Origin of the sequence: Nocardioides zeicaulis (assembly GCF_042432345.1) — a bacterium.
In the GTDB taxonomy this organism is placed as follows: Bacteria; Actinomycetota; Actinomycetes; order Propionibacteriales; family Nocardioidaceae; genus Nocardioides; species Nocardioides zeicaulis.
In genome coordinates, this window is record NZ_JBHLXH010000001.1 from 1,734,762 (window position 1) to 1,750,226 (window position 15,465).

Consider the following 15,465-nt stretch of genomic DNA (forward strand, 5'->3'; position numbering starts at 1 on the left):
AACTGGGTCGTCGCAGACCCCGCCGGGCGACCCATTTGATACGGACTACCGGGGGTGGGGAACTACGACGATGTAACTCCTGGGGCGACTTGCACCTCCTGTGACCAGAGGGGACAGTGGGACGTCCGTTCCCCGGATCGAGGTCCTTCCCCATGCGTCTCCTGCCCTCCCGCGCCCCCCGCTCGCTGGCCCACCGCATCGCCACCGACGACGTACGCCGGTCGCTGTGGCGGCACCCGGCGAGCATCGCCGCCGCCGCGCTCGCGCTGACCCTGGGCGCGGTCCCGCTGCTGCCCGACGGCTACGACGCCGAGCGCGGGGAGATCGCCCCGGCTGCGGACGCCGCGCCCTCCCACGGCGCCACCGGTCGGGGCCGGGTGACCGCGGAGATGCGAGCCGAGATCGAGCGCGTGGTCGCCGAGGGCGCGCTGCTCGACCGCGCGAGCGGACGCACCGCGCGCGCCCTGGCGTCGGTGCGGTGCGCGACGTTCGACGGGCAGCGCTACTGCCTCGGCTTCGGCTGGACCAACCGGTCGCGCGAGGAGCTCGCCGCCCGCCTCGAGCCCGATCCGGCCTCCGGGCGTGAGCGCACCGGCGACCTCGACGCCCAGGCGCTCGTGGCCCGCTCGGCCGGCCGTACGACGGCCGCCCGCGCCACGGCCGACCGCGCGGAGCTCACCGCCGCCGCGCAGGCCGTCGGCAAGGTGTGGCTGCTGCGCCACGAGATCCAGGGCGTCGACCTGCCCGCCGACTTCGCGGCGCAGCACCCGGAGGTCGCCGGAGCCACCGACGGACCGGGCGCCGCGAAGGGCTTCGGCGCCAGCTACCCGGAGCGGTTCTCGATCCTCGACCGGCGACAAGTCGCGGCGCAGAACGAGACCTGGTGGTGCGGCCCCGCCACGATGCAGGCGATCGGCTGGGGCGACGACCAGAAGCGGCGGAACCAGTCGTACTGGGCGCGCCGCCTCGGCACCACGAGCGCCGGCACCGCGATCACCGACATGGTCCGCGTGGTCAACAACAAGACCGACTACGACGACGAGGAGCACGCCGGCCCCTACGTCACGCTCGACGTCAGCGACTTCACCTTCAAGCAGTGGTACCGGCTGATGATGCGCCACGTGCACGACTACCGGGCGCCCGTCGTCCTGCACCCGATCCTGCTGAAGCAGTACTACCCCTACCTCGACGACGACGCGAGCGGGCACTTCCAGGTCGGCCGCGGCTTCGACCAGAACCCCGGCGGCAACCCGCAGCTCGGCTACTTCGAGCCGTGGGACCAGTCGAGGTTCGACCCGAGCGAGCCCGCCATCGGTCGCGTGCAGTGGCGCAACGCCTACCGCTCCTACCGCGCCAACCTCGCGCACTTCCAGCACAACGTCGGGGTCTGAGGTGCGCCGTACGACGCTCGCGCTGGCGCTGCTGCTGGCCCTGGCCGGCTGCGGCACCGACGACCCCGTGGCGCCCGGCCGGGACGTCCCGAGCACCGCCCCGACCCGCGCGCCGACGAGCGACGACGCCGGGCCGGCCGGCGCCGTCGACGGGACCCGCGAGGACCCCACCGTGGTCGAGCCCACCGATGCGCTCCTGGACTGGCAGGACACCGGCGTGCCGGCCGGCGTCGGCTATGTGAAGGGCCCGAAGTGGGAGGCGCTGTCCGACGAGGGCCGCACGCGGGTCGACCTCCAGGCCGACGGGATGTCCGCCTCCGTCGTCGCCGGAGGCGGCCGAACGATCTCCGAGGTCCTGATGAGCGAGGACTGGGCGGTGGTGGTCCGGCAGGACGAGGCCGAGACGGACCCCAGCCAGGTCGTCGCGATCGACCTCGCGACCGGGAAGGAGCGCGACCTGGTCTCCCCCGCCGCGGCGAGCGGCGGGTCGTGGGCCCTCACCGGCGGCGACCTCCACTACCCGACCTACGGCGACGGCGGGGCCTACTGCCTGGCCACGTCGGCGCTCGCCGACGCCAACGGCGAGGACGGCTGGTGCGCGCCCGCGCGCTCGGGGTTCTCCGGGCTGACCGCGAGCGAGGACGGCATCGGGATGATGACCTTCGACGACGCGCGACCGGTCGCCTGCCGGACGTTGAACCTCCTCGACGGCAGCGGCGTGCCGCAGCCGGTGGAGGGGCCGACCGAGTGCCTCGGTTGGGACGTCGCGGCCACCCCCGACGGGGTCGTGTGGTCGGAGGTGCCGAAGCCCCGGCGCCAGGAGCAGGCCCACCTCTACGCCTCCGTCGACGGCGCGTACGCCGACCTCGGGCCCGGCACCACCGGCAGCGTGCTGCCCTGCGGCGGCTCCGTCTTCTTCGTCCGCGACCCCCAGTCGCCCGACGAGCCCGCGCGGCTGATGCGGTGGACGCCCGACCACGCCCTCGAGGTGGCGTACGCGTCCACGTCCACGGGCAACGCGTTCCTCGGCAAGCCGGTGTGCGGCGGCGGCGTGATCACGCTCTCGTCGTTCGGGGAGCAGGGCGACGAGCACGTCTGGGCTAACGTCGGCTGACGTGAGCTTCACCGGATTCCCCGTCGCGGCACTGGACTTCTACGACGACCTCGAGGTCGACAACACCAAGTCCTTCTGGGAGGCCCACAAGCACGTGTGGCAGGAGTCGGTGCAGGTGCCGATGAAGGCGCTGGTGGCCGACCTCGAGGCCGAGTTCGGCCCGGCGAAGGTGTTCCGCCCCTACCGCGACGTCCGGTTCGCGAAGGACAAGACGCCCTACAAGACCCACCAGGGCGCGTTCGTCGCGGCGGGCCCGCGCACGGGCTGGTACGTCGAGATCTCGCCGCGCGGCACCCGCGTCGGTGCGGGCTTCTACGACGCCGACGGTCCGGCGCTCGCCGCGATCCGGGCCGCGATGGCCGACGACAAGACCGGCCGCGCGCTCGACCGGCTGCTGCGCCGGCTGGAGAAGGACGGCTTCGAGGTCGGCGGCGAGCAGCTGAAGACCTCGCCCCGCGGGTACGACGCCGACCACCCCCGCATCCACCTGCTGCGTCGCAAGCAGCTCTTCGTCGGCCGCTCCTACGGCTTCGACGCCGACGCCATCGGAGCCGGGCTCGTCGACCGCGTGCGCGAGGACTGGCGGGCCCTGCGGCCGCTGGTCCGGTGGATCGCCGCGGTCCGCGTCGACTGACCTACTCGAACCACACCTCGCTGGTGGTGATCGCGGTCAGCTGTTGGAGCGACAGCGGCGGTCGATCCGCCAAGGGCGGGGAGTCCTTGCTGCTCGCGGCGTTGCACGAGTTCGCCCACACGACGAAGCCGTAGCGGTAGGCACTGACACCCTGGCAGGTCACACCGTCGGCGAGCGTCGGCCCCCAGGAGAGCTGGACCGTGCCGTCGTCGAGCTCGACGCACGAGCCGCCGAGGCCGGCGTTGACCTCCTCGCACCGCGCCACCGTCAGCAACTGGTTGGGCTCCATGCCGACGGCCGTCTCCATCCCGTCGTAGGGGAAGTAGACGACCTTCTCGTCCACGTCGTCGACCACCGTGTCGGTCGGCCGCGACGGCGCAGCGAGCGCGGTCCCGAGGACCTCGTCGACCGTGCCCGGCACCGCCGCGGCGCCGAACCGGCCGAGCGCCCGCTCGGTCGTGGCAGGAGCAGGCGGCTCGACGGTCGGCGTCCCGGTCGGGGTCCCGGTGGGCGCCTCGGTCGCCGTCGGCTCGGTCGCCACCTCCGAGCTCGTGCTGTCGGGGTCGCCGAGGTGGGGTACGACGGCCGCCAGCGTGCCGATGACGCCGATCACGGCCAGCGAGGCGACCGTCGTACCGATCCGGGCGCGGCGCTGCCTCGAGCGGCCGCGGGTGATGCCGCCGCTGACGAGGCGGTCGACGTCGGGGGTGAGGCCGTCGCTGGCACGGCGGAGGAGCTCGGTGACGCCGGTGTCGTCGGTGGGCATGGGATCTCCTAGATCTCGAGCAGGTCTCGGAGGGACGGGCCCAGCACGGCACGGAGGCGCTCGAGGGCGCGGAGCGTCCGGTTGCGCACGGCACCCGGACTGACCCCGAGGGCGTCCGCGGTGTCGGCGACCGACACGTCCTCGAGGTAGCGCAGCACCAGGACCGCACGGTCCAGCGGTGCCAGCTGGGCGAGCGCGTCGCGGAGGGCGAGCGAGGTGGCGGCGTCCCCACCCTGCTCCGTCCGCTCCGGCAACGTCTCGCTCGGCGTCTCGTGGTTGCTGCGACGGCGCTGGGCGCTGATGTAGGTGCGCGTCAGCGTCGTGTGGGCGTACGCGACCGGGTGCTCGATCGGTCCGCCCAGGCGGCGGTGCCACCGCACGTAGACCTTGGCCAGCGTCTCCTGGACGAGGTCCTCGGCGCGGTGGGCGTCGCCGCACAGCAGCCACGCGGCACGGTAGAGCTGGGGTGTCCGCGCGACGGCGAACTCCTCGAACTCCTCGTGCGTGCGGGGCATGTCTCTCCCTGGTTGGTTCGGCGTCACCTCTTCAGACGCGGCTCGGGGCCGTCGCGTCACACCACCGTAGGGACCCGGTGCGCCGACCCGCAGAGTTCGGTCGGGCGAGGGCGTGTGTTCACCGGCGCGTCGCGGGCGCCCGGGACGCTCGCGTCATGGCCAAGCGACTCTTCCTGCTCCACATCGGGCCCGACGCCGTCGACGTCGCCGCGATGGCGGCCACCCTCGCCCTCGGCGGCGTGGCCCTCCCCGACGTCTCGTCCGAGACCCTGCGCCACGCGGGCCTCGAGCTGACCCGTACGCACAAGGCCGCCGGCCTGCGCGGCTCGCAGGTCGAGGGCGCGTGGGCGAAGGTGTGCCGCCGGGCCTGGAAGTCGCGCATGCACTGCTTCGCCAGCGTCCCCGAGCTCTTCGACGCCGCGCCCGAGCAGGTCGCGCTGGCCCTCGACGGGCTGGCCGGGACGAAGGTCGTGCTCGTCCTCACCAGCGGCTTCTCGGCCCTGCCGCCGGCCGCGTGGATGGCGCAGGTACGACCGCACCGCACCCACGTCCTGCCCTCCCACCTCGACGCCACCCAGCTGGCCGCCCAGGTCGCGCGCATCGCGCTGATGGAGGAGGAGGCGCGCCTCGAGTCGCGCCTCGCCAGGATCGGGCGCCGGCGCAGGCGGGTCGACCGCCGCCTGGCGGCCTGACGCGATCGAGATCCCCGGATATCCGGGGAAGTTGCCGCTTCGAGGCCGAAGCTTCGCGTACGAAGCGGCGGTTCCGACCTCGAAGTCAGCTCAGTGCGGCTGCCAGGCGTCGTCGTCCTCGGTGAGCGCCTTGACGCCCTGAGGGAGCTTCGCGTCGGCGAGGTCCTGGATGGTGACCTGCTCGAAGACCGAGCGCAGCGAGCTGCGGGCGGCGATCCACACGTGCTGCAGCACCTGGGCCGACTCGTCGTACTCGACCGCCTCGGGGCGCAGGCCGTAGACCGACACCAGCGGGCCGTCGACGGCCCGGATCACGTCGGCGACGGTGACCGACTCGGGCGTGCGGGCGAAGCGCCAGCCACCGGACTGGCCACGCTGGGAGACCACCACGTCGGCCCGGCGGAGGTCGGCCAGGATCGCCTGGAGGAAGCCGTGCGGGATCCCCTGGGCCTTGCCGAGCTGCTCCGCGCTGACGGCCGCGCCGTCGGCGCGCACCGCGATCTCGATGAGCGCCCGGAGGGCGTAGTCGGCTTTGGCGGAGACGCGCATGGGTCCAGTTTGTCAGAAGTGTCGATGCAGATACTCCTCGTCGGCACCACACGTCCCCCACACACGTACGCCACCGTCCCGGGGGGTGGGGGGACGGCGGCGTGCGTGCGGGCAGCGGTCAGACGGCGACCGGCTCCAGGTCGCGGTCGTCGTCCTCGGCGGCGCGGGCGGCGCGCTCCTGGCGGACGGCCCACACGATGCCGGAGATCCACAGCACCGCGATGACGGCCGCGGCGGCCGCCACGCCGACGCCGGGCACGCCGACGGCCTCGAGGAGGGTCTTGGAGTTGGTGAGGATGATCAGGCCGCCGGCGGCGACGCCGAGGACCCGGGCGGCGAGGCGCTTGACGAGCCAGGCCGCGATCGGCGCGGCCACGACGCCACCGGCGAGCAGTGCACCGGCGTAGCCCCAGTTGATGTTGGCCGCGCCCAGGCCGAAGAGGAAGCCGAGCGAGCCGCCCACGGCGACGACGAACTCCGAGGTGTCGATCGAGCCCACGACCTTGCGGGGCTCGAGACGACCGCTTGAGAGCAGCGAGGTGGTGCCGACCGGGCCCCAGCCGCCGCCGCCGACCGCGTCGAGCGTGCCGGCGACCAGGCCCATGGGGGCGAGGAAGAGCGCGGAGGGGTGGCCCTTGAACGTGGGCCGCGCGCCGCCGAGCTTGAGGAAGCGGTAGACGACGTAGAAGCCGAGGCTCAGCAGGATGACGGCGACGACGGGCTTGGCCACCGCGGCGTCCATGTTGGACAGCAGCGTGGCGCCGAGGAAGGCACCGATGAAGCCGGGGAGGGCCAGGATCGACACGGTGCGCCAGTCGACGTTGCCCAGCTTGTGGTGCGAGGCGCCGGAGACGAGCGAGGTGCCGATCTCCGAGAAGTGCACGGCGGCGGAGGCGGCGGCCGGGGCGACGCCCACGGCCAGCAGCAGCGTCGAGGACGTGACGCCGTACGCCATGCCGAGCGAGCCGTCGATGAGCTGGGCCAGCAGGCCGACGACGCCGAGGACGATGAGCTTGCGCACGGCGGGCTCCTTTCCATCAGGTCCGCGGGTGCGGATCGGGTGGTGGCGCTCGGCGGACGCACGGCGCACAACGTTTGTCTGGTGAAAGACTAGACATACGTACGGTGATAGACAAAACCGATCTAGGACACGGCGTGGCCTTTCGCGCCCGTTCTCCCCAACATCGGGGACCGGCCCACCCTCCGGAGCGAGGGGACGCGAGCGCTGTGAGCAGCGACATCTGCCGTTCGTGTTGCGTGCGGCCCCGCGGCGAGGCATCATTTTGTTACCGGCGAGTAGCAGCGCTGCCCGCCCCTCCCCACGCAACGACGGAACAGGTGCAAGCCGTGAGCCACTACAAGACCAACCTGCGCGACATCGAGTTCAACCTCTTCGAGGTGCTCGGGCGGGACGAGGTGCTGGGCACCGGTCCCTTCGCCGAGGTCGACGCCGAGACCGCCCGCGAGGTGCTGGCCGAGGTCGACCGCCTCGCCCGCGAGGACCTCGCCGCCTCCTACGTCGACAGCGACCGCAACCCGCCGGTCTTCGACCCCACCACGCACACCGCGCCGCTGCCGGAGTCGTTCAAGAAGAGCTACAAGGCCTGGGAGGACGCCGAGTTCTGGCGGCTCCAGGTCAACGAGGAGCTCGGCGGCACCCCCGCCCCCTCGTCGCTCATCTGGGCGATCGGCGAGATGGTGCTCGGCGCCAACGCCCCGATCTGGATGTACGGCGCGGGCCCGGCCTTCGCCGGCGTCGTGCACCGCAACGGCAACGAGCGCGACAAGCGCATCGCCCAGCACATCGTCGACCGGGGCTGGAACACCACCATGGTGCTCACCGAGCCCGACGCCGGCTCCGACGTGGGCGCGGGCCGCACGAAGGCCACCCCCAACGACGACGGCTCGTGGAACATCGAGGGCGTCAAGCGCTTCATCACCTCGGCCGAGTCCGACCTCTGCGACAACATCATCCACCTCGTGCTGGCCCGCCCGGTCGGCGTCGAGGGTGCCGGCGGCCCCGGCACCAAGGGCCTCTCGCTCTTCATCGTCCCGAAGATCCACTTCGACCACGAGACCGGCGAGCTGACCGGCGAGCGCAACGGCGTCTACGTCACCAACGTCGAGCACAAGATGGGCATCAAGGTCTCCAACACCTGCGAGGTCACCTTCGGCGACCCGTCGGTCGGTGGCGGCGAGGCGGCGAAGGGCTGGCTGCTCGGCGAGGTCCACGACGGCATCGCCCAGATGTTCCAGGTCATCGAGAACGCCCGCATGATGGTGGGCACCAAGGCCATCGCGACGCTGTCGACCGGCTACCTCAACGCGCTCGAGTTCGCCAAGGAGCGCGTCCAGGGCGCCGACCTGACCCAGGCGGCCGACAAGACCGCCCCGCGCGTCGCGATCACCCACCACCCCGACGTGCGCCGCTCGCTGATGACCCAGAAGGCGTTCGCCGAGGCGATGCGTGCGCTGGTGCTCTACACCGCCACCTGGCAGGACCAGGTGATGGTGGCCGAGCACGAGGGCACCACCGACTCCGACGAGGCCCGCCTCGCCGCCGCGGTCAACGACCTGCTGCTCCCGATCGTCAAGGGCTACGGCTCCGAGCGCTCGTGGGTGCTGCTGGGCACCGAGTCGCTGCAGACCTTCGGCGGCTCCGGCTTCCTGCAGGAATACCCCGTCGAGCAGTACGTCCGCGACGCCAAGATCGACACCCTCTACGAGGGCACGACCGCGATCCAGGGCCAGGACTTCTTCTTCCGCAAGATCGTCAAGGACCAGGGCCGCGCGCTCGGCCACCTCGCGCAGCAGATCCAGGGCTTCATCGCCTCCGAGGCCGGCAACGGTCGCCTCAAGACCGAGCGCGAGCTGCTCGCGACGGCCCTCGAGGACGCCAACGCCATCGTGGGTCACATGATCAACGACCTGATGTCCTCGCAGGACGACCAGCGCAACATCTACAAGGTCGGCCTCAACACCTCGCGCCTGCTGATGGTGCTCGGCGACGTGGTCTGCGCCTGGCTGCTGCTGCGCCAGGCCGAGGTCGCGCTCGGCAAGCTCGCCGGCGAGGTGTCGGCGAAGGACAAGACGTTCTACGAGGGCAAGGTCGCCGCGGCGCAGTTCTTCGCGCAGACCAACCTGCCGAAGATCAGCGCCGAGCGCGCCATCGCCGAGGCCACCACCCTCGACCTGATGGACCTCGACGAGGCGTCCTTCTGATCCACGCCTGACACGCAGCATCCTTCGCGAAAGTCCCCGGATATCCGGGGACTTTCGTGCTGTGCACCCGCGATCCGGGGTGCACAGCACGAGGCCCGGGCGCGAAGTCGACAGGTGCGAGACCTGACAGGTGTCACGGGGAGGTCGTGACAACTCCGCGAGGGCCCGCGGTCCTCGCGGCGACAGGCTGGGCGCATGAGCACTCCAGCGATCCGCGCCACCGGGCTGCGCAAGCAGTTCCGCCAGGCCGACGGCACCCCGGTCCTCGCGGTCGACGACGTCGACCTCACCGTCCAGCCCGGCGAGATCGTGGCCTTCCTCGGGCCCAACGGCGCCGGCAAGACGACCACGGTCGACATGCTGCTCGGGCTCACGAGCCCCGACGCGGGCACGATCGAGGTCTGCGGCACCGACCCGGCGACCGCGGTCCGGGCCGGGCGGGTGTCGGCGGTGATGCAGACCGGCGGGCTGCTCGACGACTTCACGGTCGAGGAGACCGTGCGCGCGGTCGCCGCGCTGCACGGCCGCCCCGACCGGGTCGCCGTCGTCCTGGAGCGGGCCGGCCTCACCGGGCTCGCCGGGCGCCGCGTCGAGGCCTGCTCGGGAGGTGAGCAGCAGCGACTGAAGTTCGCCCTGGCGCTCCTGCCCGACCCCGACCTGGTCGTGCTCGACGAGCCGACGACCGGCATGGACGTCGCCGCGCGCCAGGAGTTCTGGCGGGCGATGCGCGCCGACGCCGCACTGGGCCGCACCATCGTGTTCGCCACCCACTACCTCGCCGAGGCCGACGAGTTCGCCCAGCGCACGGTCCTGATGAACCATGGCCGGATCGTCCACGACGCCGCGACCACCGACGTCCGCGCTGCCTACGGCGGGCGCACGGTGACCTTCCGCCCGCCCGCCGCCGTCGTGGGCACCGACGGCATCGACGCCGACTGGCTCACGCAGGTGCGCCGGGCCTTGGCGCCCCTTGGCGTCACCGACCTCGACGTCTCCGCCGCCAGCCTCGAGGCGGCGTTCCTCGCCCTGACCGCCGAGCCGGCGGCCGCCACCGTCCTCGAAGGAGCCTCCCGATGAGCCAGCTCGCCCCCAGCCTCCGCGCCACCGACGTCGTACGCACCGCCGCGCGGCGGCCCGACCTTCTCACCTACGGCCGCCTCGACCTCCGCCGGCAGCTGCGCGACCGCATCGGCATGTTCTTCATCGTGGGCCTGCCCACCTTCATGTTCCTCGTCTTCGGCCTCGGCTCCGACGAGGCGGTGGGCAGCGGCAACGTCGCGATGTACGTGATGATCTCGATGGCGGCCTACGGCGCGGTCACCGCGACCACCGGCGTCGCCGGCAGCGCCGCCACCGAGCAGGTGATGGGCTGGGGCCGGCAGCTCGGCCTGACCCCGATGCGCCCGCTGGGCTTCGTCGCCACCAAGGCGGCGATCGCGATGGTGGTCGCCCTGATGCCGGTGACCCTGATCTTCGCCATCGGCGCCCTCACCGGGGCGCGCGGCAGCGCGACCGACTGGGTGCTCGCGGCGGTGCTGGTGTGGCTGGGCTCGGCGCTCTTCGCGATCTACGGCCTGGCGATGTCGCTGGTCTTCCGGGGCCCCAACGCCACCGGCATCGCGTCGGGGATGATCGTGATCCTGGCCTTCCTCGGCAACGTCTTCACGCCGATGAGCGGCCTGCTGCTCGACCTGGGACGGCTGACCCCGCTCTACGGCTACGCCGCGCTGGCCCGGTTCCCCCTCACCGAGGGGTACCTGCCCTCGGGCGGTCGCGACCCGCTGTGGCTCCCGGTCGCTAACGTGATCGCGTGGACGACCATCTTCTCCCTGCTGGCGCTGTGGGGCGTACGCCGGAGCCGGGCGCGGGTGTGAACCCCGCCGCCGGGCTCGGCGCGCCGACGCTGCCGGACAACCCGTGGGAGAAGTGGGGCTGGGCCTTCGCCGCCATCTGGCTGGTCTTCCTCGCCTTCCCGGTCATCGCGGTCGCCGACTCCGACGTCGGGTGGGAGGGCCAGCTGGCCGCACTGCTCTGCATCGTCGGGTTCGCCGTCGCCAACGTGCTCGGCTACTCCACCAGGCTCAGCGCGTGGTGGGCCCTGGGGCTGATGGTGGCGCTCGCGCTGGCCACCGTGCCGGTGATCGGCATCGGCGTCATCTCCTTCACCCCCTACCTCGCCATCCTGTCGGCGCTCGAGCTGCCGGACCCGTGGTGGAAGCGGGCGGCGATCGTGTGGGCGGCGGTGCCGGTGCTGTCGCTGCTGCGCATCGACGGCTTCCCGACGTTCTTCTTCCTGATGCTCTGGCCGGTGATGCTCGGTGGCGTGATGCTCCGGATCTTCGGTGAGCGCGAGCGGGTTGCCTACGAGGCCCGCGGCGAGCACGCCATCGTCGCGGAGCGCGAGCGGGTGGCCCGCGACGTGCACGACGTCCTGGGCCACTCCCTCACCGCGCTCTCGGTCAAGGCCGAGCTGGCGGCGCGGCTCATCGACATCGACCCGGCCCGCGCCAAGGAGGAGCTCGAGTCGATCCAGGCGACCGCGCGCCAGGCCCTCGCCGAGGTCCGCGCGACCGTGGGCGGGCTCCGCGCGGGCAACCTCGAGGCCGAGCTCCTCGCGGCCCCGCTGGTGCTGGCCGACGCCGGCATCGCCACGCGGGTCCAGGGCGGCGTCGCCGACACCGACCCGCGGCACCGGGCGCTGCTGGCCTGGGTGCTGCGCGAGTCGGTCACCAACGTCGTACGCCACTCGGGCGCGACGACGGTCGTCATCGAGCTCGGCGCGCAGGGCATCGCGGTCACCGACGACGGCTGCGGGCGCGGTGGTCCGGAGGGCAACGGGCTGCGCGGCATGCGCGAGCGGGTCAGTGGCGCCGGTGGACGGCTCGCCGTGGTCGACGCGGCGCCCGGGACCCGGGTGGAGGTGGCGTTCGCATGATCCGGCTGCTGCTCGCCGACGACCAGGCCCTCGTGCGGGGCGCGCTCGCGGCGCTGCTCGACCTCGAGCCCGACCTCGAGGTGGTGGCGCAGGTGGGCCGCGGCGACGAGGTCGTCGAGGCCGCGCGCGCCACGGGTGCCGAGGTGTGCCTGCTCGACATCGAGATGCCGGGCATGACCGGCATCGACGCCGCCGCCGCCCTGCGCACAGCGTTGCCGGGCGTGAGGTCCCTGGTGGTGACGACCTTCGGCCGGCCGGGCTACGTCCGCCGCGCGATCGACGCCGGGGCGTCGGGCTTCGTCGTCAAGGACACCCCGGCCCGCCAGCTCGCCGACGCCGTGCGCCGCGTCCACTCCGGCCTGCGGGTGATCGACCCCGACCTCGCGGCCGAGTCGCTGATGGACGGCTCCAGCCCGCTCACCGAGCGTGAGCGCGAGCTGCTCACGCTCGCCCTCGACGGTGCGACGGTCTCCGCGATCGCCGCCCGGGTGCACCTGTCGGAGGGCACCGTGCGCAACCACCTGTCCGCCGCCATCGGCAAGACCGGTGCGAGCACGCGCAGCGAGGCCGCCCGGATCGCCCTGGACCGCGGCTGGCTCTGAGGCCGCGCCTCAGATGTCGCGGCGCTCCTCCACGTGGGTGGTCTGCGAGCGCTGGTTCATCACGAGCGCGAGCACGAGCGAGAGCACGCCGGCGATGACGAGGATCCAGCCGACGGTGCCGGGGTCGACGACGTCCTGGATCGCCGCCGGGAAGTCCTTGATGGCGAAGAGCAGGATCAGGCCGATGACCAGCAGCAGGATGCCGATGCCGATACCCATGACGACTCCTTCGTCGCAGTGCGGGCGGCTCGGGACCGGCCCGTCCCGGGCAGCGTAGGGCGTCGGGTCGCCCGGGGACGTGCGTCGGCCACCCGTGGGGGTGTCGCCGTGCGACGTCCGTCCACGCGCACGAGGGCCGGACCCCGGTCGGGGTCCGGCCCTCGTCACGGGCAGGGAGGGGTCAGCGGACCGTGCCCACCTTGATCTTCACGGTCTTCTTCGTCGAGCCGGCGCTGGCGGTCACCTTCACCGACAGCTTCTTGCCCTTCATCGACGACAGCACCTTGAGCTTGGACTTCGTGGCCTTCTTGATCTTCGCCGACCCGGCGTACCACTGGAAGGTGTACGAGACCGGGGTCGAGGCGCGGAACAGCTTGTCGAGGCCGGTGAGCTTGAGCGTGGCGCCGACCTTCGGCTTGCCGGCGACGTCGATGCCCTCCACGATCGCGGCGAGCGCGGCCGGGGCGCTGACGACCGGGGCCGGCGGGGTGACGACGGGAGGCGTCACGACGGGCGGGGTGACGACGGGGGGAGCCGGGGCGGCGGCCACGGGGGCCGTCGGCTCGGAGATCGCGTAGGTCGGCTCGTGACCGTCGCCGGTCACGGCGACGAGGACCGTGATCCGCTTGCCGAGGTCGGCGGCGGTCAGCTGGTAGGTCGGGCCGTTCGCGCTCTCGATCCACTCGTCCTCGTTGCGGAACCAGTAGTACTCGACGCCCGAGGGTGCCGGGGTCCACGAGCCCGCGGTGGCGGTGAGCGTCGAGCCGACCTGGGCGGCGCCGGAGATCACGGGGGCGGCCGTGTTGTCGAAGTACGGCAGCTGGACGGGGTCGTGCTCGCCCTCGACGAGCTTCGCGTCGACGGAGCCGCTGTCCTCACCCGACACGGTGGTGACCGGGGTGGCCTCCTCGAAGGTGCCGACGTTGTCGTAGTACTCGCCGAGGTCGGCGGTGTCGTCCTGGTAGTCGTAGAACTCCACCACGTAGGCGTCGTCGGCGAGGCCGTTGATCACGTAGGTGCCGTCGTCGCCGGTGGTGGCCCAGTCGACCACGTTCTGCTCGTCGTCGAGGGCGTACACCTCGGCGCCCGCCACGGGCAGGTCGCCGGCGTCGGTGACGCGGCCGGAGATGGAGGAGTACTCCTCCAGCTCGGCCGCCGGGAGCTCCTCGGTGCCGCCCTCGGTGACGGCGACGTCCGTGCCGCCCTCGACGGTGGCGGAGTCCTCGTAGAACTCGCGCTGGTAGCCGTCGGCGTAGAACTCCACGCGGTACGTGCCGGCCGGGACGCCGTCCACGTCGTAGGCGCCGGTCTCGGCGTCCACGTCGGAGCCGTACTGGGTCGGCTCCCAGGTCGTGCCGTCCTCGGCGGAGGTCACCTCGTGCCACAGGCTGACCCAGGCGTCCACGGCGGCGGCGCCGGAGGCGGTTCCCACGCTGCCGACGACGTGGCCCGCGAGGGCGAGGTCGGCGTCGACGGCGTCGTCGGCGACACCGTCACCGACCACGACCGTCCGGGCCTGGTCGAAGTCGAGGACGTTGTCGTAGGCCTCGTAGACGTAGTCGTCGGTCGGGCTCTCGAAGACGACGCGGTAGGAACCGGGGGCCAGTCCGACCAGGGAGTACGCGCCGTCCTCGTCGACGGCCACGTCCTCCGCGTAGGTCCAGTCCTCGCCGTCCTGGAGCCATGCCACGACTCGGACGGCCGAGGTCAGCGGGCCGTCGTCGTGCGTGACGTGACCGGAGATGGCGTCGTCGACGATCACGGCGTGGGCGGGCGCGACACCGAGGACGGTGGCGGCCAGCGAGGTGGTGATGAGCGCGACGGCGGGCCGGCGCAGGGATGAGGACACGAGAGTTTCCCCCCCAGGGGAACGAGGGAGGCAGCGCTCGGAGTGGGCCGCCTCGACGCCTGCGACGCTAGGGCCCGGGCGTGCGTCCCGTGGGCGAACGCCGGGAATCCACCCGGACTACCTACCCAGGGGTGGCCCTACGCTCTCCCCATGACCGACCAGCAGGACATGAGCGGCCTCGTGCGGGTGTGGTGGGAGGCCGTCGACTCCTTCACCCGGCTGCTCGAGCACGTCGGCGACGACCAGTGGGCCACGCCGACCGACCTGCCCGGCTGGGACGTGCACGCGGTCGCGGCCCACACCGCCCACCTCGAGGCGCTGCTCGCCGGACGACCCCACGACGAGGTCGAGGTCGGCGAGGTGGCGCACGCCCGCGGGGCGATGGGTCGCTTCACCGAGCAGGGGGTCGTGGCGCGGCGCGGCGAGCCCGCGCCCGACCTGATCGGCGAGATCCGCGCGTCGGCCACCGCTCGCCACACCGCGCTGCTGGCCGACCCGCCGAGCGACCCCGACGCACCCGCGCCCGGGCTGTTCGGCGCCATCGGGTGGTCCACGCTGACGTTGCTGCGCAACCGACCGCTCGACGTGTGGATGCACGAGCAGGACGTACGCCGTGCGCTGGGCATGCCGGGCAACCTCGACGGTGACGCCGCAGCGCACACCACCGACTACCTCCTCGAGAGCCTGCCGATGGTCGTGGCGAAGCGGGCGCAGGCGCCGGCCGGCAGCGCCGTGCGCGTCGAGGTCGCCGGGCACGCCCCGGTGACGGCGGTCGTCGGCGACGACGGCCGCGCGCGGCTCACGCGCGACGACCTCCCGCCGACCTGCACGCTGACCATGGACCGGGAGTCGTTCGTCGTGCTGGCCGGCGGCCGCCGTGCGCCCGTCGAGGGAGCGGTGGCCGTCAGAGGCGACGCCGAGCTGGGCGAGCGGGTGCTCACCGCGATGGCGGTCACCCCGTGACCGCCTGACCGCCC

General features: G+C 72.7%; 16 protein-coding genes. 10 read left to right on the plus strand and 6 right to left on the minus strand.

Annotated elements, in window-relative coordinates; translation table 11 throughout:
- Nucleotides 1-152 precede the first annotated feature (152 nt).
- From ACFFJG_RS08490 to ACFFJG_RS08500, 3 genes are read left to right on the plus strand one after another with little or no spacing between them, the layout of a single operon-like run.
- Nucleotides 153-1,391, plus strand: a complete 1,239-nt coding sequence (locus tag ACFFJG_RS08490; protein WP_378518167.1) for a hypothetical protein — start codon at nucleotides 153-155, stop codon at nucleotides 1,389-1,391.
- A gap of 1 nt (nucleotide 1,392) precedes the next feature.
- Complete coding sequence (locus ACFFJG_RS08495) at nucleotides 1,393-2,505, plus strand: hypothetical protein (RefSeq protein ID WP_378518168.1); 1,113 nt, start codon at nucleotides 1,393-1,395, stop codon at nucleotides 2,503-2,505.
- A 1-nt stretch (nucleotide 2,506) separates the two neighbouring features.
- A complete protein-coding gene (locus tag ACFFJG_RS08500) occupies nucleotides 2,507-3,139 on the plus strand; it encodes a DUF2461 domain-containing protein (RefSeq protein WP_378518169.1) in 633 nt (210 codons plus the stop codon).
- A gap of 1 nt (nucleotide 3,140) precedes the next feature.
- Here the strand turns inward: ACFFJG_RS08500 and ACFFJG_RS08505 are convergent, their stop codons facing one another.
- The gene (locus ACFFJG_RS08505) at nucleotides 3,141-3,905 is read right to left on the minus strand and encodes a hypothetical protein (protein WP_378518170.1); all 765 of its coding nucleotides are present in this window, start codon (nucleotides 3,903-3,905) and stop codon (nucleotides 3,141-3,143) included.
- Nucleotides 3,906-3,913: 8 nt separating this feature from the next.
- Nucleotides 3,914-4,420: a SigE family RNA polymerase sigma factor gene (locus tag ACFFJG_RS08510; protein ID WP_378518171.1), complete on the minus strand. Its 507-nt coding sequence runs from the start codon at nucleotides 4,418-4,420 to the stop codon at nucleotides 3,914-3,916.
- Nucleotides 4,421-4,575: 155 nt separating this feature from the next.
- Between ACFFJG_RS08510 and ACFFJG_RS08515 the strand changes: the two genes are divergently transcribed.
- Nucleotides 4,576-5,112 carry a hypothetical protein gene (locus ACFFJG_RS08515; RefSeq protein ID WP_378518172.1) on the plus strand — a complete coding sequence of 179 codons (537 nt, stop codon included), beginning with the start codon at nucleotides 4,576-4,578 and terminating at the stop codon, nucleotides 5,110-5,112.
- A gap of 90 nt (nucleotides 5,113-5,202) precedes the next feature.
- Here ACFFJG_RS08515 and ACFFJG_RS08520 read toward each other — a convergent pair whose 3' ends face one another.
- Both ACFFJG_RS08520 and ACFFJG_RS08525 read right to left on the minus strand, forming a co-directional pair.
- Nucleotides 5,203-5,661, minus strand: coding sequence for an RrF2 family transcriptional regulator (locus ACFFJG_RS08520; RefSeq protein ID WP_378518173.1), 459 nt, complete (start codon nucleotides 5,659-5,661; stop codon nucleotides 5,203-5,205).
- A gap of 118 nt (nucleotides 5,662-5,779) precedes the next feature.
- Nucleotides 5,780-6,682 (minus strand): sulfite exporter TauE/SafE family protein, encoded by a 903-nt coding sequence (locus ACFFJG_RS08525; protein WP_378518174.1) that lies wholly within the window; start codon nucleotides 6,680-6,682, stop codon nucleotides 5,780-5,782.
- Nucleotides 6,683-7,008: 326 nt separating this feature from the next.
- Between ACFFJG_RS08525 and ACFFJG_RS08530 the strand changes: the two genes are divergently transcribed.
- The 5 genes from ACFFJG_RS08530 to ACFFJG_RS08550 all read left to right on the plus strand — a co-directional run bounded on the left by ACFFJG_RS08530 (nucleotide 7,009) and on the right by ACFFJG_RS08550 (nucleotide 12,420).
- The gene (locus tag ACFFJG_RS08530) at nucleotides 7,009-8,883 is read left to right on the plus strand and encodes an acyl-CoA dehydrogenase (RefSeq protein WP_378518175.1); all 1,875 of its coding nucleotides are present in this window, start codon (nucleotides 7,009-7,011) and stop codon (nucleotides 8,881-8,883) included.
- Nucleotides 8,884-9,078: 195 nt separating this feature from the next.
- Nucleotides 9,079-9,960 carry an ABC transporter ATP-binding protein gene (locus ACFFJG_RS08535; protein ID WP_378518176.1) on the plus strand — a complete coding sequence of 294 codons (882 nt, stop codon included), beginning with the start codon at nucleotides 9,079-9,081 and terminating at the stop codon, nucleotides 9,958-9,960.
- Complete coding sequence (locus ACFFJG_RS08540; RefSeq protein ID WP_378518177.1) at nucleotides 9,957-10,757, plus strand: ABC transporter permease; 801 nt, start codon at nucleotides 9,957-9,959, stop codon at nucleotides 10,755-10,757. The genes ACFFJG_RS08535 and ACFFJG_RS08540 overlap by 4 nt, the downstream gene beginning before the upstream one ends.
- Nucleotides 10,694-11,818 (plus strand): sensor histidine kinase, encoded by a 1,125-nt coding sequence (locus ACFFJG_RS08545; RefSeq protein ID WP_378518178.1) that lies wholly within the window; start codon nucleotides 10,694-10,696, stop codon nucleotides 11,816-11,818. The genes ACFFJG_RS08540 and ACFFJG_RS08545 overlap by 64 nt, the downstream gene beginning before the upstream one ends.
- Nucleotides 11,815-12,420, plus strand: coding sequence for a response regulator (locus ACFFJG_RS08550; protein ID WP_378518179.1), 606 nt, complete (start codon nucleotides 11,815-11,817; stop codon nucleotides 12,418-12,420). The genes ACFFJG_RS08545 and ACFFJG_RS08550 overlap by 4 nt, the downstream gene beginning before the upstream one ends.
- Nucleotides 12,421-12,429: 9 nt before the next feature.
- Here the strand turns inward: ACFFJG_RS08550 and ACFFJG_RS08555 are convergent, their stop codons facing one another.
- Both ACFFJG_RS08555 and ACFFJG_RS08560 read right to left on the minus strand, forming a co-directional pair.
- Nucleotides 12,430-12,639 carry a DUF6458 family protein gene (locus tag ACFFJG_RS08555; protein WP_378518180.1) on the minus strand — a complete coding sequence of 70 codons (210 nt, stop codon included), beginning with the start codon at nucleotides 12,637-12,639 and terminating at the stop codon, nucleotides 12,430-12,432.
- A 181-nt stretch (nucleotides 12,640-12,820) separates the two neighbouring features.
- The gene (locus ACFFJG_RS08560; protein ID WP_378518181.1) at nucleotides 12,821-14,488 is read right to left on the minus strand and encodes a carboxypeptidase regulatory-like domain-containing protein; all 1,668 of its coding nucleotides are present in this window, start codon (nucleotides 14,486-14,488) and stop codon (nucleotides 12,821-12,823) included.
- 150 nt (nucleotides 14,489-14,638) lie between these two features.
- Between ACFFJG_RS08560 and ACFFJG_RS08565 the strand changes: the two genes are divergently transcribed.
- Nucleotides 14,639-15,451 carry a maleylpyruvate isomerase family mycothiol-dependent enzyme gene (locus ACFFJG_RS08565; protein WP_378518182.1) on the plus strand — a complete coding sequence of 271 codons (813 nt, stop codon included), beginning with the start codon at nucleotides 14,639-14,641 and terminating at the stop codon, nucleotides 15,449-15,451.
- Nucleotides 15,452-15,465: the final 14 nt, after the last annotated feature.